At 35.8% G+C, this 20739-nt stretch carries 22 protein-coding genes and 2 tRNA genes; 19 read left to right on the top strand and 5 right to left on the bottom strand.

Annotated features, from left to right (window positions below):
• Positions 1–68 precede the first annotated feature (68 nt).
• Both OM961_RS04100 and OM961_RS04095 read right to left on the bottom strand, forming a co-directional pair.
• Positions 69–326 carry a hypothetical protein gene (locus OM961_RS04100; protein WP_182309174.1) on the bottom strand — a complete coding sequence of 86 codons (258 nt, stop codon included), beginning with the start codon at positions 324–326 and terminating at the stop codon, positions 69–71.
• 521 nt (positions 327–847) lie between these two features.
• A complete protein-coding gene (locus tag OM961_RS04095; protein ID WP_264339460.1) occupies positions 848–2923 on the bottom strand; it encodes a coiled-coil domain-containing protein in 2076 nt (691 codons plus the stop codon).
• Between the two features lie 127 nt (positions 2924–3050).
• Here OM961_RS04095 and OM961_RS04090 point away from each other — a divergent pair, with 127 nt between their 5' ends.
• Complete coding sequence (locus OM961_RS04090; protein ID WP_264339459.1) at positions 3051–4406, top strand: phosphomannomutase/phosphoglucomutase; 1356 nt, start codon at positions 3051–3053, stop codon at positions 4404–4406.
• A gap of 106 nt (positions 4407–4512) precedes the next feature.
• Here the strand turns inward: OM961_RS04090 and OM961_RS04085 are convergent, their stop codons facing one another.
• On the bottom strand, positions 4513–5364 hold the full coding sequence (locus OM961_RS04085) for an Rpn family recombination-promoting nuclease/putative transposase (RefSeq protein ID WP_096616857.1): 852 nt from the start codon (positions 5362–5364) through the stop codon (positions 4513–4515).
• 210 nt (positions 5365–5574) lie between these two features.
• On the opposite strand from OM961_RS04085, the gene ppdK reads away from it, so the two are divergent.
• Positions 5575–8310, top strand: coding sequence for a pyruvate, phosphate dikinase (gene ppdK / locus OM961_RS04080; protein ID WP_264339458.1), 2736 nt, complete (start codon positions 5575–5577; stop codon positions 8308–8310).
• A gap of 85 nt (positions 8311–8395) precedes the next feature.
• Here the strand turns inward: ppdK and OM961_RS04075 are convergent, their stop codons facing one another.
• The gene (locus OM961_RS04075) at positions 8396–9439 is read right to left on the bottom strand and encodes an ankyrin repeat domain-containing protein (RefSeq protein ID WP_264339457.1); all 1044 of its coding nucleotides are present in this window, start codon (positions 9437–9439) and stop codon (positions 8396–8398) included.
• A 113-nt stretch (positions 9440–9552) separates the two neighbouring features.
• On the opposite strand from OM961_RS04075, the gene glpX reads away from it, so the two are divergent.
• A complete protein-coding gene (gene glpX, locus OM961_RS04070; protein ID WP_264339456.1) occupies positions 9553–10479 on the top strand; it encodes a class II fructose-bisphosphatase in 927 nt (308 codons plus the stop codon).
• 81 nt (positions 10480–10560) lie between these two features.
• Positions 10561–11928, top strand: a complete 1368-nt coding sequence (locus OM961_RS04065) for a hypothetical protein (RefSeq protein WP_264339455.1) — start codon at positions 10561–10563, stop codon at positions 11926–11928.
• A gap of 420 nt (positions 11929–12348) precedes the next feature.
• Here the strand turns inward: OM961_RS04065 and OM961_RS04060 are convergent, their stop codons facing one another.
• Positions 12349–12843: a hypothetical protein gene (locus OM961_RS04060; RefSeq protein ID WP_010962761.1), complete on the bottom strand. Its 495-nt coding sequence runs from the start codon at positions 12841–12843 to the stop codon at positions 12349–12351.
• Positions 12844–13048: 205 nt separating this feature from the next.
• Between OM961_RS04060 and carA the strand changes: the two genes are divergently transcribed.
• The 15 genes from carA to rpsQ all read left to right on the top strand — a co-directional run bounded on the left by carA (position 13049) and on the right by rpsQ (position 20732).
• Complete coding sequence (carA, locus tag OM961_RS04055) at positions 13049–14248, top strand: glutamine-hydrolyzing carbamoyl-phosphate synthase small subunit (protein WP_010962760.1); 1200 nt, start codon at positions 13049–13051, stop codon at positions 14246–14248.
• Positions 14249–14362: 114 nt separating this feature from the next.
• Positions 14363–14445: transfer RNA gene (locus tag OM961_RS04050), tRNA-Tyr, on the top strand.
• Between the two features lie 4 nt (positions 14446–14449).
• Positions 14450–14520 (top strand) — tRNA-Gly (locus OM961_RS04045).
• Between the two features lie 78 nt (positions 14521–14598).
• Positions 14599–15771, top strand: a complete 1173-nt coding sequence (gene tuf / locus OM961_RS04040) for an elongation factor Tu (RefSeq protein ID WP_010962759.1) — start codon at positions 14599–14601, stop codon at positions 15769–15771.
• Between the two features lie 14 nt (positions 15772–15785).
• Positions 15786–16106, top strand: coding sequence for a 30S ribosomal protein S10 (gene rpsJ, locus OM961_RS04035; RefSeq protein WP_012673184.1), 321 nt, complete (start codon positions 15786–15788; stop codon positions 16104–16106).
• 9 nt (positions 16107–16115) lie between these two features.
• A complete protein-coding gene (gene rplC / locus OM961_RS04030; protein ID WP_006279218.1) occupies positions 16116–16838 on the top strand; it encodes a 50S ribosomal protein L3 in 723 nt (240 codons plus the stop codon).
• Positions 16839–16840: 2 nt separating this feature from the next.
• Positions 16841–17455 carry a 50S ribosomal protein L4 gene (gene rplD, locus OM961_RS04025; protein ID WP_012673183.1) on the top strand — a complete coding sequence of 205 codons (615 nt, stop codon included), beginning with the start codon at positions 16841–16843 and terminating at the stop codon, positions 17453–17455.
• On the top strand, positions 17452–17739 hold the full coding sequence (locus OM961_RS04020) for a 50S ribosomal protein L23 (RefSeq protein WP_264339454.1): 288 nt from the start codon (positions 17452–17454) through the stop codon (positions 17737–17739). Before rplD ends, OM961_RS04020 begins: the two co-directional genes overlap by 4 nt.
• A gap of 1 nt (position 17740) precedes the next feature.
• The gene (gene rplB, locus OM961_RS04015) at positions 17741–18565 is read left to right on the top strand and encodes a 50S ribosomal protein L2 (RefSeq protein ID WP_155968324.1); all 825 of its coding nucleotides are present in this window, start codon (positions 17741–17743) and stop codon (positions 18563–18565) included.
• 3 nt (positions 18566–18568) lie between these two features.
• A complete protein-coding gene (gene rpsS, locus OM961_RS04010; RefSeq protein WP_264339453.1) occupies positions 18569–18853 on the top strand; it encodes a 30S ribosomal protein S19 in 285 nt (94 codons plus the stop codon).
• Between the two features lie 5 nt (positions 18854–18858).
• Entirely contained in the window at positions 18859–19206 is a 348-nt protein-coding gene (rplV, locus tag OM961_RS04005; RefSeq protein WP_007549821.1) for a 50S ribosomal protein L22, read from the top strand.
• Between the two features lie 39 nt (positions 19207–19245).
• A complete protein-coding gene (gene rpsC, locus OM961_RS04000) occupies positions 19246–19860 on the top strand; it encodes a 30S ribosomal protein S3 (RefSeq protein WP_010962753.1) in 615 nt (204 codons plus the stop codon).
• Between the two features lie 14 nt (positions 19861–19874).
• Positions 19875–20288, top strand: a complete 414-nt coding sequence (gene rplP, locus OM961_RS03995; RefSeq protein WP_264339452.1) for a 50S ribosomal protein L16 — start codon at positions 19875–19877, stop codon at positions 20286–20288.
• Positions 20289–20299: 11 nt separating this feature from the next.
• Positions 20300–20503, top strand: coding sequence for a 50S ribosomal protein L29 (rpmC, locus tag OM961_RS03990; RefSeq protein WP_006279350.1), 204 nt, complete (start codon positions 20300–20302; stop codon positions 20501–20503).
• Positions 20496–20732: a 30S ribosomal protein S17 gene (gene rpsQ / locus OM961_RS03985; protein ID WP_007549925.1), complete on the top strand. Its 237-nt coding sequence runs from the start codon at positions 20496–20498 to the stop codon at positions 20730–20732. Before rpmC ends, rpsQ begins: the two co-directional genes overlap by 8 nt.
• Positions 20733–20739: the final 7 nt, after the last annotated feature.

Raw genomic sequence — 20739 nt, 5'->3', positions numbered from 1 at the left:
CTCTCACTAAAAGTATATCTGGGAGAACTTATACCTTATTATTCTATCTCTTTCATACCTTTATTTCCTTAACTTGACGCGTATGGTATCTTCAACAACCCTCTTATTGTTCCAATAACCTGCTGTTTGCTACACATTAGCTGTCTTCTGCTTCCAAGCGCTATTTTAATTTGACAACTGATTTTACTAACACTTCTCATCATCTGCGCTATACCCCTCGCATCGTTTTTATCATTCTTATTGATTCTTGCAGACAACGCTGCTGCCATATGCCTTGCATCTACACAAATTACTGGTAATCCAAAACTCCTTAACTCTTTGCACATTGATATTGACAACTATCCACTTTCTATTCCTATGGGTTCGTATTTTTTGCCTTGGCTAATCTGCTATTGCCTTACTTTCGCTTGCAACAACTTCTTCCTTAACAACTTTTCCTTTCTCATCAACGATACTTATAAAAGTTTCTTTTAATGAGATCGCTATAATATTTCATGACCTACTGTAAAAGTTTAAATTATTTTTGAAGAACCAATTCATTGAATTTGTTACTTCGTGCTAAAATAATGGAGTATGTCTCTCCATCATTCAATAGCAATTACAGTATGTTTAGCTATAATTTGAAAAACAAAAATTCGTCATTCCGCTACTAGTTAGCGGGATCTAGAGGTACCGCGGCGGCATGACGTAGGATTGCTGTCATCCCGCTGCTTGTTAGTGGCTAAGAGATACTGTGAATAAATCACGGTATGACGGTTAAGTATCCCGCTACGTGTTAGCGGCTGAGATAACGCGAATAAATCGCGGGATGACGTGTTGCTTGGGTCAGCTATAGAAGCAAAACTCATCATTTTGAAAGAGGAGGAGATTTTTCCGGACCCTCAGCAGGGATTGATTTTGGATCTGATAATTCTGTATTTACCTTGATTGGCTCTAATGGAGTTTTCTGCTCTTCCGGTTTATCATCTGGAATTGGAACAGGCCAATCCATAATGTTTTGCGGTATAACTTCTGCTTCTTTAGCTTCTTTTTGACCTGTTGAAGATGATGCATCAACTCCTGCATTTTTAGTAACTTCTTGTTTGAGTTGTTTATTTTCTTCTTGTAATTGCTTTAAATTTTTCTTTAACTCGTCAATCTCTCTTATTTTTTGTTTTAATTGTTCAGATATAGTTAGTTTGTCTCTAGTCAATTTTTTGTTTTCTTGTCTTAACCCACTAGCTGTTCTGCTTGAGTTATTGTTTACAGCTTGTATACCTTGGTCTTGCTGCTGCATGCTTGTTCCTCTACTTTCATATTCAACTTCAGTTTGAGTTGCCTGACCTTTTTCCTGCTGTAATATGTTCTGCAGTTGCTCTAGACTCTCTTTGGCAGATTTCAACTCTTCTTGTAACATATCTTCCTTTTCCTTAAGCTGACGTTGAAGCTTTTCTATTTCCCCCTTCGTATTTTCTTCGCTTAGCTCATCTGCAAGTGATCTTCCAGGTTCAAGTTGTCGAATTTTCCTCTCTAAGTCTTCCTTTTCTCTCTGTAATTCATTTAATTCTTTAGACAATTGGTTCGCCGTTTCAGCCAATGTATTGTTTTCCTTTTTTGTTTCCATTAACTGTTCTGCCAACTGCTTTTTATGATCATCGTTTAAACCTTCCACTATTTTCTTCAGGTCATTCTCCAAATTTGCATTCTTTTCCTTTAGTACAGTTAAATTAGCTTCACTTTGCTTCAATTTTCTCTGTAATTCTTTATTTGCCTCATTTGTTTCACCTTCCTTATCTTTCAACTGATCATTTAAGTTCTTTATTACATCATTTTTATCCTGTAGTTCTTCCTCTTGTTCCTTTATTCTTTGACCTCTTTCAAATATCGCTCGCTGTTGTTCATTGACTTTATCTCTCAAGGAGTCACGTTCTAATCTTAGATCCTCAAGCTGCTTTGCCTGCACTGCAAAATATTTAGCAAATGTTTCTTTTTCTTCCTCTAATTCCTCAACTTCATCTTTTAATCCTTCTTGCTCATACTCTTCTTCATCACCAGACATATCATCCTCAAATATTTCATCTTCATCACTAAATTCACTGCTGGTGGATATAGAACTTCTACGTGAAGAAGGTGTGCTAGGAGAGGAATACCCACTGCTGCTTGGTGTAGGTGACTGTGGTGATATATGTAGATCTTTTGTAAATATTTCCTCTGCTGGTACTTGCTGATCGTCTACACTCTTGGATATGCCAGTAAAAGCTTGATACAGAGTTTTTCCGTTGATAAAAACTTCTTTATTTTGTCCAACTAACTTTAATACTTCTTCTGAACTCGTTATTCCTCCAAATTTTGGCTCACCAATAACACTCTGTATACCACCAGAATCCAATTTTACGGTCATGCTACAGTCTATGCTGTTACCTTCAGAATCCTTAGCCTGCCAATTAATGGTCATTTCACATGAGCTTGAACCAGTAAAATCATAGTGCCTTTCGCTGCCTTTTTTGGTTGCAGTTATTTGACTATCTTTCCCTAAAGATATGTTATAAACCTTACCTTCACTGCTAGCTCTTAAAATATTGCTAATTTCTATTGGTTTTTCTTCATTTTCAAATCTAATTTTGAAGTCATCATCTTTTGTTGAATACGCTAAGAAATTTTGATTTGGTAAAGATGCTTCAAATTCTCTATGTGTTTCATTTATTGATTGCTCAAATTTTTGGAACTCCTTTTCCCACTTTAAATTTATCTGTCCTGTAATGTTCTCATCTTTGCGTAAAGGGCCAATAAAATACCAGATTAAATTTTTTTCCTCCAATTGTTTTATAGTCTCTTGAAAGCTGCTACAAGATTCAATCACATCTAAAATATCCTTTTTCTTCTGTTCATCTACATCTAAACTTTGACTTTCAGCTATAAATACATTTTCGTTTTCCTGTGGCATAATTTTACATTTTAAAAAATATACTATAATATTAACAGATTTCTTTAAAAAGCCAACTAATTGTTGGATAAATAAACTTGAGCATTTGGCCAAAATGTTATATAGTAGTCACTTCAAGAAGTACAGTATGGACAATACCATTATAAGAAAATACGATATTAGAGGTATAATAGGCAAAGACTTGCAGATTAATGATGGGTACGAGATAGGTAGAAAGTTTGGCCAAACCGTAGTTAGTGTTTGTGTCGGCTACGACAGCAGAATAGATTCACCAGGTATAGAAAGAGAATTAATTAGGGGCTTAACTTTATCCGGTGCAAATGTTATACGCGTTGGACTATGCTCTTCACCTATGCTTTACGCTGCAACACAAATCACACAGGCGGATCTTGGTATCATAATAACTGCCTCTCATAACCCCAGCGAATATAATGGCTTTAAATTTTTTAGTAATAAAAAAGTCTTCTCAGATCAAGAAATGAAGGAAATTATAAGCAGTCCAATTAAAAACAGCACAAGAATTGGAAGCTTAATTAACATAAATATATATAGTGAGTACATTAGCATATTGAAAAGTGCAGTGAAGAATAATACTACACAGAAATTAAAAATAGCCTGGGATTGTGGAAATAGTCCAGCAAGTGGAATTATAAGGTATATTGAAAAGATCTTGCCTGGTCATACGCATATCGTAACCAATAACTCTATAGATGGGGCATTTCCACTGCATGATCCAGATCCCATAGAGGAAAAGAACCTCGCTCAATTAATTGACATTGTGAAGGAATGTGAATGTGATCTTGGCATTGCGCTAGATGGCGATAGCGATAGGGTGCGCTTAATTGATAATAAAGGCAACGTTGTTTCCAATGACCATTTATTTATAATTTTTGCACGTGAAGTGTTGGAGGAATATCCAGAAAGCAAAGTTATTGCTAACGTAAAAATGAGTATGAAAGTGCATGATTTTGTTAGTAAGTTAGGAGGGCAAGTTATTACCTGCGCTACTGGACATTCACTAGTTAAGAAGAAGATGGTAGAGGAAGAGGCAAAGTTTGCTGGTGAATTAAGCGGGCACTTCTTCTTTTCTGAGCTAGGTTTTGATGATGGGCTATATTCTGCTGTTAAAGCAGTTGACATTTTGCTTAAGAAAAACCAAAGCCTATCTCAGGTAATTGAGGATTTACCGAAGTTATATATCACTCATGAAGTAAAGATTGTAGTGAAAGATGAGAAAAAATTTCAAATAATTGAATCAATAAAGAAAACACTGGAGAAGCAAAATATTGTATTTTCAGATCTTGATGGTGTTAAAGTAACCGATAATAAAGGTTGGTGGCTTCTTAGGGTATCAAATACGCAAAACTGCATTACAGCAAGATGCGAAGGAGAGACTTTAGAGGGTTTTGAACTTACTAAAAAGGTTTTGTTCCATTACATTGATGAAGCAAGGTCTTTAAATTGTAGCTACTCACAGAAATAAATTTGATTTATAAAATTGACATGAAAGTATAAAGATAAATAGGCTAAATGTACTTATCACCTGGTCAGGCTGCAGCATTATTTCGTGTAACCGTTTGCGGGTCCACTTAATTCTGCAATTCTTTGATCTCACTCATGGAGAGGCCAGTAAACTTAACAATAGTGGTGACATCAACATTATTAGCCAGCATTGTTTTTGCAACTTCAATTTTTCCTTCCTTTTTAGCATCATCAAGTTTTTGTTCAAGAACAGCCCGTTCATCACGAATACGTTTTATTTCCTGTTCGTAGGCAATAAATTCTTTCTCTGACCAGTTGAATCTATTTAGTTCTTCATATGCCTTTTTAATTATTACATCACTACCTATTATCTTTTCCAATTCTTCTTCGCTAGTTTCATCTGCATATTTAAAATAATAGATCCATTTTTCAACTATACTCTCCAATTGGTCTTCTTTAGTTTTAGGAAATTTTGGTAACTCAATAAATGTAAAATAAAAATCTTTTAAATCATGTTCATAGCTATCTTTGTCTAACATTACATGATCTGACTTATACTCAGATTTATTAGGAAAGAGAATACAATCAGCAATAGCTATAAAAATGATTTCTTTAAGATCCTGATATTGATCACCTTTATCAGCTTGCCTTGAATAAGCTTTAGCAGCGTAATATTGAGCGCGTTTTTCAAAGCCTTTAGTTTTGGCAACTTGCATTTCGACTATTACTTGCACCCCATTTTCATCCCTGCAAAGAACATCAACGATACTTTGTTTTTTAGAGGCAATTTCAGCATCTTGAATAGTGCTGAGGAATTCTATTTCTTTTATTTCATCTTTGCCAGTGAACCCCAAAATATCATTGAGAAAGTGAATGAGGATGTCTTTATTTTTTTCAGTACCAAAAATACGCCGAAACGCAACATCATTCTTGGGGTCGAGAAACTTAGAAAGAGCCATAAAAAAATTTTTAAATGTATCTTTATATTATATATTCTTATTGATAATAATTCAATAATTTGTCATCTTTTTTGTTAACTTTACTGATGTTGCCAGAGGGAACGTTGTTGCAAAATTTTGTAAAATTTATTATCCTAAGGTTTCAAGTCCTCACAGGTTTATTGGAACTATATGTACAATGTGTTTATCAGTGAAAATCCGGAGAAAATGATGGGGGAAAAGTTAATACATTACTTTAGCCAGGGTAAATGCGAAGGCAATGCAGAAATGAAAAATCTGCTGGGAGGAAAGGGGGCAAATTTAGCAGAAATGTGCAATGTTGGCATTCCTGTTCCACCTGGTTTCACAATTTCCACCTCTGCTTGCAAAGTCTATTATCAAGACAATAGATCTTCTGTCATCCAAGTAGCTGACTACTCGGATCCAGAAAAAAATGTGGTCACGCACTGGAATGACATATGTAGTGAAATCAAAAACTACATGGCGATGCTCGAAAATGACATCGGTTGTAAGTTTGGGGATTTAAATAACCCCTTATTAGTTTCAATACGCTCTGGTAGTGTTAGTTCAATGCCGGGCATGCTTGATACTATTTTAAATGTTGGCCTAAATGATGAAACCGTTGTTGGGCTTGCAAAAAAAAGTGGCGAACGTTTTGCTTACGATAGCTACTGCCGTTTCATCATGATGTACTCCAATGTTGTACTACAGCTTGATCATCACCTATTTCAAGATGTTATTGATAATAAGCAGCAAAAGAGTGGAGCAAAAAGCTTAGCTGATCTTGATGTTGATGTTTTAAAAGAAATTGTTAACAATTTCAAAAGGATAGTACATGAAAAAACAGGAAAACATTTCCCGCAGAACGTTGAAGAGCAATTGTTAAACTCAGTTAATGCAGTATTTGCCTCTTGGAAAAATGATAGGGCTGTTTCCTATAGAAGAATACATAATATTCCTGAAAACCTTGGAACAGCGGTCAACGTGCAAGCAATGGTTTTTGGTAATTTAAATGATAATTCTGCAACTGGTGTGATATTTACACGAAATCCTTCAACTGGAGAAAAAAAATACTTTGGTGAATTTCTGATTAATGCTCAGGGTGAGGATGTGGTTTCTGGTGTTTATACTCCTATGCCAATTGACGGAGAGCAAAAAAACACCATGGAGAAGTTGCTGCCAAGTGTCTACCGAGAATTATGTGTGGTATGTGAAAAACTTGAAAGGCATTATAAAGACATGCAGGATATCGAATTTACTGTACAGGACGGTAAATTATGGATTTTGCAGACTAGGTCTGGCAAGCGCACGGCTGAAGCTGCTATTCGCATAATAGTTGATATGGTAAACGAAGGAACGATTACAAAAGAAGAAGGAATATTGAGAATTGATCCAAAAACCTTTGACAATTTATTGCATCCAGTTCTTGACGTTGAGAGTGACCAAAAAGTAATAGGGAAGGGGCTATCTGCTTCTCCAGGTGTTGCTTCTGGATATGTAATGTTTAGTGCAAGTGATGCTGAAAAAGCTGCAGAGCAGGGTAAAAAAGTGATTTTAGTAAGGTCAGAAACGAGTCCTGAAGATATTAATGGAATGAATGCTGCAAGCGGCATAGTAACAGCACGGGGAGGGATGACCTCGCATGCTGCTGTTGTAACCCGTGGAATGGGTAAGCCATGCATTTGCAGTGTAAGTGGACTTTATATCGATAAAGATGGAATTTTCTTTTCTGTAGGGGATACAAAAGTAAATAAAGGTGAACCAATTACCATCAACGGAGGAACAGGGGAGGTTATGCTTGGCATTCTTCCTACAATTTCGCCTGAATTATCGCAAGAATTCAAAACGATAATCAACTGGATAGATGAAATCAAAACGATCAAAGTGAGAGCGAACGCTGATACTCCAAAAGATGCAAAAATTGCAAAAGAATTCGGTGCAGAAGGTATAGGCTTATGTCGCACAGAACATATGTTTTTCGCTAGTGATAGAATCGAATTCATTCAAAAATTGATAATAGCTGACGATGAAAATGAAAGGGCAAATGCGCTCATTAAACTAGAAGAAATGCAAAAGTCTGATTTCAAAGAAATATTTTCTATTATGGAGGGCAGGGAAGTCACTATACGGTTGCTTGATCCACCTTTGCATGAATTTTTACCCAATGATCAGTCTACTATAGAAAAAATTGCCAAATCACTTAGTAAGTCAGTTGAGTCAGTAAAAAATAAAATAGCACAGTTATCAGAAAAGAACCCAATGCTTGGCCATCGAGGTTGTAGACTTGCTATTTCTCATCCTGAAATATATAGCATGCAGATTAGGGCAATACTTAGTGCTGCAAGTGAATTAAAGAAAGAAAAGAAGATAGAAGTGGAACCTGAAATCATGATTCCTTTTATCATGAGTGAGAAAGAGTTTGTTCTGATATGCGAGCTAGCAAAGAAAGAATCCTCTGTCATCTCAGCTAGGATCCAGATGCAGATTCCAGCGTCACGCGCTGGAATGACATCAGACAAGGCGTACTCAATTGGAACGATGATAGAACTACCAAGAGCAGCACTGATTGCTGATAAGTTAGCAAAACATGCAGAGTTTTTTAGTTTTGGCACTAATGATTTAACGCAAACAACCATGGGACTTTCAAGAGATGATTCAGTTAATTTCCTCGATTCTTATAAGGAAAGCAACATATTTGACAATGATCCATTTGAAGTGCTGGACATCGAAGGGGTAGGGGAGTTAATCAAGATAGCCATTGAAAGAGGCAAAAAAACCCGAAAAGAAATAAAACTGGGTATATGTGGAGAGCATGGAGCAGATCCAAAATCTATAGAGTTTCTCATCGAATCAGGGGTAGATTATGTTTCATGCTCACCCTATAGAGTACCGATTGCAAAGTTAGTGGCAGCACAGTTTAGTGTTAGATCTAAATTTGCTAGGTAAGTATAGTGGCAGTGTTGGCTACTCATATGGTTTGAGCCCACCAGAGGGTGTCATTCCAGCGCGTGACGCTGGAATCTAGTTTTTATTATGACCTTCTGGATCCCAGTGTCTGGGCACTGGGATGACATCCTGTTACACGTTCAACTTCATTCTCTCTCATCTCCCTATAACTTGGTAATGTAGAATTTTTTACATGCAACCCGGTATATATTGCAATCAAAGCAGCTATGACACTGCAAACTACTGCACCAGCTACAAATGGAACCATCACAGCAGCAGTAATGAATAATCCTGTAATAACAACTCCAACAACATCTTTTGTCAATGAGGTGTAAAAATCCTTTTTGCTCTCTTTATATTTAGTTTCTTGTTCATTTGGCATAGAAAATTGAGAATTTGTGAAGACATTTTTATTATTATCACAATCTGATATAGTAGTTTTGCCGGTATTTGTTTCTATTGTTAATACAGGCGTTTCATTTTCGTTACTATGACCTGGCTGATCATTAACACTACTTGACACAGGTTGGTTAGCATTTGCTTCTGTTACTATAGGAGGTGCTGGTACTATATTTTCTTCTACATTGGATGTTTCTGGTGTAATAAAATTTAATAGTATCTGAGTAATTTCTTCAACTTGTGTAGTTTGTTCTTTATCCATGGCCACCTTTAAAGCCTTTTGCATGTTTTCATCATTTACATGACCTAACAATAATTTAACTCCCTGGACATACTTTTGAGTAACAGCACAGAGCAAAGCGTTAAATTTTTCTTCTTCATTAAACTTACCACTATCCAGGAGTATTCTTACAACATCAGCTTGCTTAGTCGTTATAGCTTCGCTCAATCCAGCTTTTACATGTTTGAATTGACCAGTATTGCCTTCAGTTTTCAACTCTGTGAGTAATTTAATAATGTGTAGAAATATAGCACGATCATTGGTGTTGTCTGTAATATTAGGTCCCTTTGAATTAACAATATGCCCAAGTAAAGTATAATGATATTTATTTGTTTTTTTTATGTTTATCCTATTTTCTTTGAGCTTCTCACCAAACTCCTCAGCAGTTATATTAGGATTGTTAGTTACAATTTCCTTTATCTTTTCATAAGTCATGTCAAATTTTACCACTATTACTATCTAATTTATTATAGCAACTTTCCCAAAACCAGTCAAGGCATATTGCAGTTTCAAGCAGCATGATATATCATGATACATATTGAATATAGTTCTTAAAGCAAATGATGGAAGATTTAGCCTGTAAATTAGTTAAAGTGACCGAAGCTGCAGCACTTGCTGCGTATAAATTGGCAGGCTTTGGTGATGAAAAAAGGGCTGATCAGGTTGCAGTTGATGCAATGCGTACAGTATTAAATTCAATGGAAATAAATGGTACTATCGTAATTGGTGAAGGTGAGAGAGATGAAGCGCCGATGCTATATATTGGCGAGAAGGTTGGCACTGGAAATGGTCCTGAAATCGACATTGCCGTTGACCCACTTGAGGGCACTACGATTTGTGCTCATTACAAACCAGGGGCAATGTCTGTTCTTGCTGCAACGAAAAAAGGTAATTTTTTACATGCACCTGATGTTTATATGGAAAAAATAGCGGTAGGAAAAAATCTTCCAGAGGGTGTAGTCTCACTAAAAAATAGCATTGAAAAGAATCTAGACAATTTAGCCAAGGCAAAAAAGTGCAAAGTGAATGATCTCGTGGTAACTGTACTTAAACGTGAAAGGCATGGTGAATTAATAGAGAAAATCAGGAAATTAGGATCAAAAATTAAACTAATAGATGATGGTGATGTTGCGGCCATAGTTTCACTAGTAAATGGCAATCATGATATGTATATCGGTATAGGAGGAGCACCAGAGGGAGTGCTTGCGGCTGCAGCGCTAAGCTCTATCGACGGACAGATGGAGGGAAGATTAGTACTTGATACGGATCAGTTAAGAGAAAGAGCAAAAAATTTAAATATTGATGACCCAGAAAAAGTCTACGCCGTAAAAGATATGGCAAGAGGTGAATCAGTGTTCATTGCAACTGGAGTAACAAGCGGAGAACTTGTGGATGGAGTTAAATTGAATCATAATACCTATTCAACTAATTCTTTAATAATTCTGCCTAATAGGCTGATAAAGCTGCAAACAATGCAGAACTTATGTTAGCTTTTTTAGTTTCTAATTTTAGCTTTACAACATTTAGCATTAAGATATAATCAAGTTTACTTATAACAATAGAGGTGTGAAATGTTTTCTAGTATTATAAATCTATTTAATGGTTTGTACAAAAATTCGAGTACCAAGGAAAGTGAAGAAAAGTTGACTCTTCTATCTCCTCAAGCAAATCTTCAATTCGATGAGACTCAGGTACAAAGTGTGCTCTCAGATTTTGAGGAATTGGAGTTTAAGGATAATAAGTGTTTTGACAAAATAGCAGACGATTATGAAAAGAAGGGGGAGAGTGCCCTTTTTAACTATGTAATATTGAATAAGCGGAAAGAAATAATCGATATATTAGATAGGAATCTTCCTCTCCTCGAAGAACAGGAGGAGTTTAGAAAGAAATATGGTCAATATGTTCTTCAAATTGACAAAGGAATGAGTTATGGAAAAGAACTTCAAGATGGACTTCGGTCTTTTGAAGATAGGGCAGAAAAAGTATTATCAGATTTTGAAAGATTGAATTTTGATTTTAAGGATAATAAGTGTGAAGATTCTTCTGATTTCGTAAATTATAATAACGGTTGGCCGGCAGATCCATTTGACAAGATAGCAAATTGTTATCGAGAGGATGATATTTTCCTTTTCAATTATGTGGTATTGAGTAAGCGAAAAGAAATAATGGGTATATTGGATAAGAAGCTTACTTCTAAAGATCAGGAGGAGTTAAAAGAAAATTTTAAAAAGAGGTTGGGTAGATATCTTATTCGAATTGGTGAAAGAATGAGCGATGGACAAGAATTTCTAAAAACTGGTAGTGCAATTGCTTTCTTTGATGGGTGTTATGTGCCATGTCCATATGCAAACCGTCTTCTTAATCATTATGACCATCTTAATATCAACATTACTAAACCTGAACAAAGTTTAGAAACCAGTCGTCTTTTCACTGAAAAAACTAAAAGAATGGAAGAAGAGAAAAGCGAGGTAAAAAGAGCAAAAATATACAGCAATGGTGAAAGAATAGTAACAATTGAGAAGAATGAGAAACAACAGAGGAACTACTCCTTTACAAAATTTGCAATATGTGACATCGAAATTAGTTGGGGTGCAAAAGATGAATCTGGAAAAGACCTTAACTGTACTGTTGTTCTAAATATAAATTTAGGTCAAGTTAGTATTAAAAAATCAACTATTGACGGTAAAGATGTTGAACCAAAGAAAATTTTAGAGTTAGCTAAGCAAAACGAGGCTGTGCTTATAAAAGGTAAAGCTTTACATGAAGTTTTAGCAGCACATTTCATTAAGCAAACACCATGTGAGGAAAAGAAGGATATGCAATCGCACGAGAATATCGTTGTACCTGGTTCCGGTGCACCTCGCTCTATTAATGAGGAAATAACTGTAGAGCATCCGTTCGGGAAAGCGGCAAATAAAGATAATCATAGAGAAATGTGAGTTTACAACAAATGGTGCCATGAAAGTAGCTGATACATAACTGTACGAACGTTTGTTTGCGAAGAAATGTTATAGCAGGTTTTGCCTCAAACACAAAGGTGTCATTCCAGTGCTTGACACTGGAATCCAGCCCTTTTACGCAGTCCCATTAAAAACGTTGTATTTTAACGTAGGATTAGCTACTTTTATACTCACCAATTTAATCTCTAATCAAAATTCCTGGATCCCAGTGTCTGGGCACTGGGATGACATCCTCCCTAGTGGATTCAAATCACAATATTCGTATAGTAAGCACTGACCACTTTTGCTTCAATATTTGCGATGCCCCTGAACAGATACAATTATTCTATTATCAGGAGGATGCCATTAATCGCTTTATATAATGCTACTTGTAACACTTATGCCCTGAACGGAGACAGTTTAGGCTGTTATGCCTGGCGGCTTTGTTGGAATAAGTTTTTCAACACTGCTAACAATAAAATTGATTGTATCGTCAGCTACCTTATCGAATTTATCATTTATCTCTTTTCCTATTTCTTGATTTTTAACATATTCGTGTAGAGCTAAAGCAGTTATAGCTGCACATGCTGCAATTAAGCCAGTTTGTGCTATAATGAATAGTGATAATCCTCCTACGAATATAGATGTTAATCCAATAGCCAGGTTTATAATTTTACTTTGTGTTGTTTGTTGCGTCGCTTGGCTTTGATCTGCCTGTTTATCCTCTAAAGCATTCGATATTGTTTTTAAGGCAACTTTTATCGCTATTGCTGCAACTGAAACCATAATTAGCCCTATAGCTATTTTTGCTAAAAGAAGAATCGACGGTAGCATCATTACAAATAATAGCGCGCCAATTCCTCCAGCTAACCACTTCTCATTTATTTTTTTTGATTGATTTGTACCAGTGTTCATTATTACCCTCCACTTTACTTATGATTTACCTATATCTAATACGAAATATGAAGGTAGTCAACTATATATTTTATATGAAAGATTGTATTAAAAGTTTTTCATGTTATTTTTTGCTGCTTCGTGGTTAAATTTGGAATTTTAGAAAGAGTTACGTATTATTTGAAATTCTTGTATACTGTTTTGAATCAGTTAAATAGATAATGAAGTGCAGGACGCAGTTTTAATTTTACAAGATGGCAAGTGCTTTTGGGGAAAATCAGTAGGTAAAAAAGGCAAGTGCATAGGCGAGGTTTGTTTTACCACTGGTATGACCGGTTATCAGCATACTATAACTGATCCTTCTTTTGCCGATCAAATTATAACGTTCACTTTTCCTCATATTGGTAACATTGGAATAAACCATAAAGATAATGAAGGAAAGAAAATTTTTGCAAGTGGTGTGGTTATGCGTGAACTTTCTTCTATGTCCCACCCTTCTTCATATATCAGTTTAAATGATTGGTTAGAGAAAAATAACGTGATTGGGATATCAGGAGTTGATACTAGAGCTTTAACAAGACATTTGAGAGAACATGGATCTCAAAATGGAATGATATGCTCATCGAGTAAGGCGCATGCATTAGACAAATTGAAGGAATACAAACCTGTAAATGGGATAGAAATAACTAATAAGGTTAGCTTAAATAACAGTTTTGAAAATAATAGACTAGCGGAGCACTTTGTCATCCAAGTAGCTGACTACTCGGATCCAGCAAAAAATATATGGATTCCAGTGTCACGCACTGGAATGACATCAGATAGAGCTATTGACCTTAATGCAAAATATAGGATTGTAATCGTTGATTTTGGCGTAAAAATCAGTATAGTTTCACGCTTAATAGAACTTGGTTGTACAGTTGAATTAATCAGACCAAGCACAGGTTTTGCTCAAAAAGTGTTGAGTATGAATCCAGATGGTATAGTGCTTTCAAATGGTCCTGGTGATCCGCAAGAAATAGGAGAAAGTGTAGTTTCAGAAATAGACATTATTATAAAATCTAAAATACCAATTTTTGGCATATGCATGGGCCATCAATTACTTGCGATTACTTTGGGGGCAAAGACCATCAAGATGGATATAGGTCACCGAGGGAGTAACCATCCAGTTTATGATGTAATTAGTGGAAAAGTTGAGATCACTAGCCAAAATCATGGTTTTGTTGTTGATTCAGCTTCTCTTCCAAGTAATGTTGAAATTACTCACATTTCTCTATTTGATAATAGTGTAGAGGGAATAATGATGAAGGATTACCTAGTCTTTTCTGTGCAATATCATCCAGAAGAAGCGCCAGGTACGCATGATTCGCATTATTTGTTTAGGCGTTTTATTGGCAATATTGTGTTATATAAAATGAAATCTGCATGATTTTAATCAGGGTAGGTTTTATTGCTTGATTTTTTAATTTTAGGCGTTTAGTATTAAATACAATAAGAGCTTAAGTTAAGATGCTAAAATAGTATTCTCTTAACAAATTTTTGCGGAGGAGTGACCGAGTGGTTAAAGGTAACAGACTGTAAATCTGTCCGCGTGAGCGTACGTAGGTTCGAATCCTACCTCCTCCATTGTGCGGGTATAGCTCAATGGTAGAGCTCTAGCCTTCCAAGCTAGTGACGTGGGTTCGATTCCCACTATCCGCTCTTTTTTTTGTTGTATTTTTATAAAATCAACATATTATTTATTGATGTATTTGTATTTTAGGTAGAAAAGTTTAAATTATGACAGCAATAGTGGAAGCATTTGGAAAGCCGCATGTAAATGTGGGAACAATAGGACATGTGGATCATGGGAAGACGACGTTAACAGCGGCGATAACGAAGCATTATGGAAATTTTGTAGCGTACGATCAGATAGACAAAGCGCCAGAAGAAAGGAAGAGGGGGATAACGATAGCAACAGCGCATGTTGAGTATCAGACAGAGAAAAGGCATTATGCACACGTTGATTGTCCTGGACACGCTGACTATGTAAAGAACATGATAGTAGGTGCAGCACAGATGGATGCGGCGATATTGGTAGTGTCGGGGGTTGATGGGCCAATGCCACAAACGAGAGAGCATATATTGCTGGCGAAGCAGGTAGGTGTTGGATATATCGTGGTGTATATAAATAAAGCTGATGTTGCTGATGCTGATATGATAGATTTAGTAGAAATGGAAGTGAGGGAATTACTGAGTAAATACGGATTTCCAGGGGATGAAGTGCCTGTGGTGGTTGGTTCAGCGCTCAAGGCGCTGGAGGATGACAGCAGCGAATATGGAAAGAAATCAATAGACAAATTGATGGAAAAGTTAGATGAATATGTAGCGGTTCCACCAAGGCCTGTGGATTTACCATTTTTATTGCCAATCGAAGATGTATTTTCGATATCGGGGCGAGGAACAGTGGTAACAGGAAGAATAGAGAAGGGAGAGATAAAGACGGGAGAAGAGATAGAGATAATAGGTCTGAAAGCGACGCAAAAGACGATATGCACAGGTGTAGAAATGTTTAAGAAGTTGCTGGATAAGGGAAGTGCAGGACTCAATGTAGGAATATTGTTAAGAGGAACAAAAAGAGAAGAAGTAGAGAGAGGGCAAGTATTGGCAAAACCGGGGACGATAACGCCGCATAGAAAGTTTAAGGCGGAGGTTTATATATTAAAGAAAGAGGAAGGAGGAAGGCATACACCATTTTTTGCGAATTACCAGCCACAGTTTTATTTAAGGACAACGGATGTAACTGGGAGCATAAAATTGCTAGATGGGAAGGAGATGGTAATGCCAGGAGATAATGTGAGTGTAGAAGTAGAATTGCAAGTACCGATAGCAATGGATAAGGGATTGCGTTTTGCGATAAGAGAAGGCGGTAGAACTGTTGGTTCTGGTGTTGTTTCTGAAATTTTGGAGTGAGTGTAGTAACTAAGATGAAGCAAGATATATATATTAACATTAAGGCTTTCGATTGTTCTTTATTGGAGGAGTGTGTTCGAAAATTTGTTGATGAATTAAAGCGGTCCAGTGCAAAATTATCTGGTCCGATTGCGTTGCCAAGGAAAGATTCTAAATTTATTGTTAATAGATCTCCTCACGTTGATAAAAAATCTCGTGAACAGTTTGAAATGAGAACTTCTAGGCGTTTGATTGTTTTACATGATCTTACTCCTACTATGATGCAGATGCTTACAGGTTTATCTTTTTCTGCTGGCGTAGAAGTGGATTTAAAAGTCAAGGAAGTTAAGGTTTAGGAGAAGGAAATGAAGAGAATAAATTCGCTGAGGAGAATTGGTTTGCTAATGATGAATATTGGTCATACTGCTATGTATTCTGACAATAGTCGCATGGCTGTAACTTTATTGCATCTCAGCGAAACTTATATTATTGATATAAAAGGACAAGATAAATGTGGCTATAATTCAGTCATTTTAGGCACAGGAGATTTTAAAAATATAGCAAAACCTCAGTTGGAATATTTAAAGAAAAAGGGTATAAATAATAAATGTAAGTTATACGAAAGTAGATTAAATGACCTGTCGGGAATAGAATGTGGTAAAAAAGTGGGAATCAATCATTTTGTGGTTGGTCAATATCTTGATATTACGGGTTATTCTATAGGTAAAGGATTTGCTGGTGTGATGAAGCGGCATAATTTCAGTGGGCTTAGGGCATCTCATGGTGTTTCTATTGCTCACAGATCACAAGGTTCCACTGGCCAATGTCAGGATCCTGGTAGAGTATTCAAAGGAAAGAAAATGGCTGGTCATTTAGGTAACAGCAGGATAACTGCACAAAATATGAAGATATTATCCATTGATCATGAAAATAGTATAATTGCTGTGAAGGGTAATAATGTTCCTGGGTTTAAAAATTCCTATGTTTTTGTAAGAGATGCAGTTAAAAAATCTTTACATAAAGATGTTCCTTTTCCGGTAGGTTTACTGTTAGATGTAAATGATGATGCTAGTAATTTGGTAAGTTAGTTATGGAATGTAATTTAGTTAATCTATCTAATGATAATGTAGGTACTGCTCAGCTCAATCCTTTGATATTTTCTGCTAAGCAAAAATTGAGTATTTTGCATGATATAGTGAGATGGCAATTAGCGAAGAGAAGAGCTGGTACTCATAAAACAAAAGGTATTAGTGATGTCTCTGGTACAACAGCTAAACCTTATGGTCAAAAACGTACCGGTAGGGCAAGACAAGGGAGCTTGCGATCTCCTCAATTTAGAGGTGGTGGGATTATTTTCGGCCCTGTTGTGAGGAGTCATACTTATTCTCTTAATAAGAAGGTACGCAAATTTGGTTTAAAAATTGCTTTATCTCTAAAGTATTTAAATAATCAAGTAATTATTCTGGATAATTTAAATATTGATGTGAAGAAAACGTCTGAAATGTGTAAATGTATTAAAAATTTTAAATTTTCTTCCTTTTTGATAGTTGGTGATTATGGAGATGATTTGTTGCGTGCGGCTAAAAACTTGCACTATGTAGACTTAATCAAACCTATTGGGTTAAATGTTTTTGATATATTGAATCACGAATGCGTGATGTTGACAAAGGATACTTTAAAGCATCTTGAAGGTAGATTGTTATGATCAAATATAATAGTATAATAAAATCTCCTATAATTACAGAAAAGGCCTCTTTTTTGAGGGAGAAGTTTAATAAATATTCTTTGTATGTTTTTGTAAATGTAAATAAGCGTCAAATAAAGTTGGCAATAGAGTCTCTATTTGATGTTAAAATTTCTTCTATAAATGTTGTTAGAATTAAGCCTAAATATAGGCGTTTTAGGGGTGTGATTGGTTGTGAAAAACAGAAAAAGAAAGTTTATTTTTCTTTGATGGATGGTCAAAAATTAGATATAATGAGCGTTTAGTATGGGTATGAAATTTTTTAATCCTGTTACTCCGTCTTCTCGTGGGACTGTGTTAGTAAGTAAAGTTGGTTTATCAAAAGATGAGCCAGAAAAGTCTCTTACATCCGGTAAAAAGTCCAGTGGTGGAAGAAATAATCATGGTAGAATTACAACTCGTCATAGGGGTGGTGGTCACAAAAAGAAGTATAGAGTGATAGATTTTAAGCGTAATAGGAGTGGTCAAGGTATAGTTGAAAAAATAGAGTATGACCCAAATAGAAGTGGGTTTTTGGCGTTAATATCATATAAGGAAGATGATATTAAGTCTTATATATTAGCTCCTCAAGGTATGAAGCCAGGTGATGTTGTTACAGCTGGGAATGATGCTGATATTTTGCCAGGGAATTGTTTACTACTCAAGCATATACCTGTTGGTTCTTTCGTTCATAATGTTGAGCTGAAGCCAGGTAATGGTGCTGCGATTGCTAGAGCTGCTGGTTGTTATGCACAAATCGTTGGTCGTGATGGCCAATATATTTTATTACGACTCAGGTCTGGTCAAATTAGGTTGATTTTATCTTCTTGCAAGGCTACTATTGGTGTAGTATCTAACCCTGACCATAAGAATAGAAAGTTGGGTAAAGCTGGGAGAAGTAGGTGGCTTGGGATTAGACCTACTGTACGTGGAGTTGCAATGAATCCGGTTGACCATCCTCATGGAGGCGGGGAAGGAAAAACCTCTGGTGGTCGTCATCCTGTTACTCCTTGGGGTGTTGCAACAAAAGGAAAGAAAACTCGAAGGAGAAATAAATCTAGTGATAAGTATATAAAACAATTGAAAGGTTAGTTTATGAGTAAATCTGCATGGAAGCCTCCTTTTTGTCATCCTTCTATATTAAAGTCGGTGAATAATGCTTTAAACAAGGGGTTTGTTAACATGGCTATAAAAGTTCATTCCAGGGCTTCTGTAATTCTTCCTAATTGTTTAGGTTTAAAGTTTGCTGTTTATAATGGTAAGGATTACATTCCTGTGAATGTTAATGATCAGAATATGATAGGTCATAAGTTTGGTGAGTTTTCACCCACTCGTAAATTTACTGGGCATAGTGGTGATAAAAAGGCGACAAGAAGGTAATTGATATGAAAAACAGAGATGTAATAGTTAAAGCTGGTTCTAGGGTTTTAAAATCAACTCCTCGTAAATTGAATTTGGTTGCTGGTTTAGTACGTAATAAAAAAGTTTCTTTTGCCACTGTGCAATTAAGATTTTGTGAAAAGAAAGCTGCAGGTCTTATAAGGAAGGTATTGAATTCTGCGATTGCTAATGCTCAAAATTATGGATTGGATATCGATAATTTATATATAAAAGAAATTTTAATAGGTAAGTCTCTTACTTTGCGTAGGGTATGTCCAAAAGCTATGGGTAGAGCTAATAGAGTTAGTAAACGTTATAGTAATATAACTGTAAAATTGGGGGAAATTATATGATTCATAAAAATAGAAAATTAATAAGGAAAGTGCAAAAATATGGGAAACGTTAATCCTAAAGGATTTAGGTTAAAAATAATTAATACTTGGTCATCTATTTGGTATGCTGAGAAGGGTTATAAACAAGGGTTGCATCAAGATTTATCTATTCGCAGTTATATAAATGAATCTTTTAAGCATGCTGGTGTTTCTAAAGTAATTATAGAGCGTACGATCGATTTGGTATCTGTAATAATACATTCTTCTAGACCTGGAGTGATAATAGGTAAGAAAGGCTCGGATATTGAGAAGATAAAGCAAAAGATAGCTGAAAAAGTAAAAAATAATGTGGAAGTGAATGTAGTAGGGGTTAAAAGGTCTGAAATAGATGCAGTTTTAATATCAAACAGCATTGCACAGCAGTTAGAAAAAAGGGTTTCATTTAGAAGAGCGATGAAAAAAGCTATTCAAAGTTGTTTGAGGATGGGTGCTAGAGGTATTAAAGTAAGTTGTTCTGGGCGCCTTGGCGGAGCTGAGATAGCTCGTACTGAGTGGTATAAAGAAGGCCGTTTGCCTTTGCATACTTTACGTGCTAATATAGATTATGCTTTTGCTGAAGCAAAAACTATATATGGCATCATAGGAGTTAAGGTCTGGGTTTATATTGGTAACTAATTAGGTATATTGAAATGTTTATTCCTAAAAAAAGTAAATATAAAAAAGTATTTAAAGGACGAATTAAGGGTAACACGAAAGGTGGTAGCACATTATCTTTTGGAGATTATGGTCTAAAGGCTATGGAAGCAGGTAGGATTCAATCTAAGCATATTGAAACTGCAAGGCGTGTAATATCTAGAACATTAAAACGCTCTGGTAAAGTGTGGATAAGAATTTTTCCTGATAACCCTGTTAGTAAAAAGCCGGCGGATGTGCGTATGGGTAAAGGGAAAGGTAGTGTTGAGTTTTGGGTATTTAAAGCTAAGCCCGGTAGAATGTTGTTTGAAATTAGCAGTGATGTTCCCATGCATTTAGCAAGATTGGCGCTTGAAAAGGCAACTGCTAAGCTTCCTATGAAGTGTAAATTTGTATCTAATCATAATTAAATGGAGTTGCAATGGATATAGCTGACATTGAATCGAGGTCCTCGCAAGAATTGCATGAAATTCTTGTGAATTTGAGAAAAGAGTTTGTTAATTTGGTTTTTCAAAAGAAGCTGGGCCAGTGCAACAATATTTCGCGTTTTAGCTTAATAAGAAAGAGCATAGCTCGTATTTTAACTACATTAAATAAAAGAAGAAGAGAGGAAAAGAATGCCTAAAAAGGTTTTTTGTGGTACTGTAACTAAGGCTAAGTGTGATAAGACTGTAAAGGTTTCGGTATTACAAGTGTATAAGGATGAGCTGTATAAAAAGGTTATAAAAAAATACAAGAAGTATACAGCACATGATGAGAATAATAGTTGTAAAGAAGGGGACAAGGTTTTAATACAAGAACACAAGCCTATTTCTACTACTAAAAAATGGGTTATTGTTAATAGCTCACATTGAATAGGAT

The sequence above is a fragment of the Wolbachia endosymbiont (group A) of Cydia splendana genome (genome assembly GCF_947179475.1).
Taxonomy (GTDB): domain Bacteria; phylum Pseudomonadota; class Alphaproteobacteria; order Rickettsiales; family Anaplasmataceae; genus Wolbachia; species Wolbachia pipientis.
The sequence above is the reverse complement of the archived record's forward strand: the minus strand, read 5'-3'. Positions and strand labels throughout refer to the sequence as shown.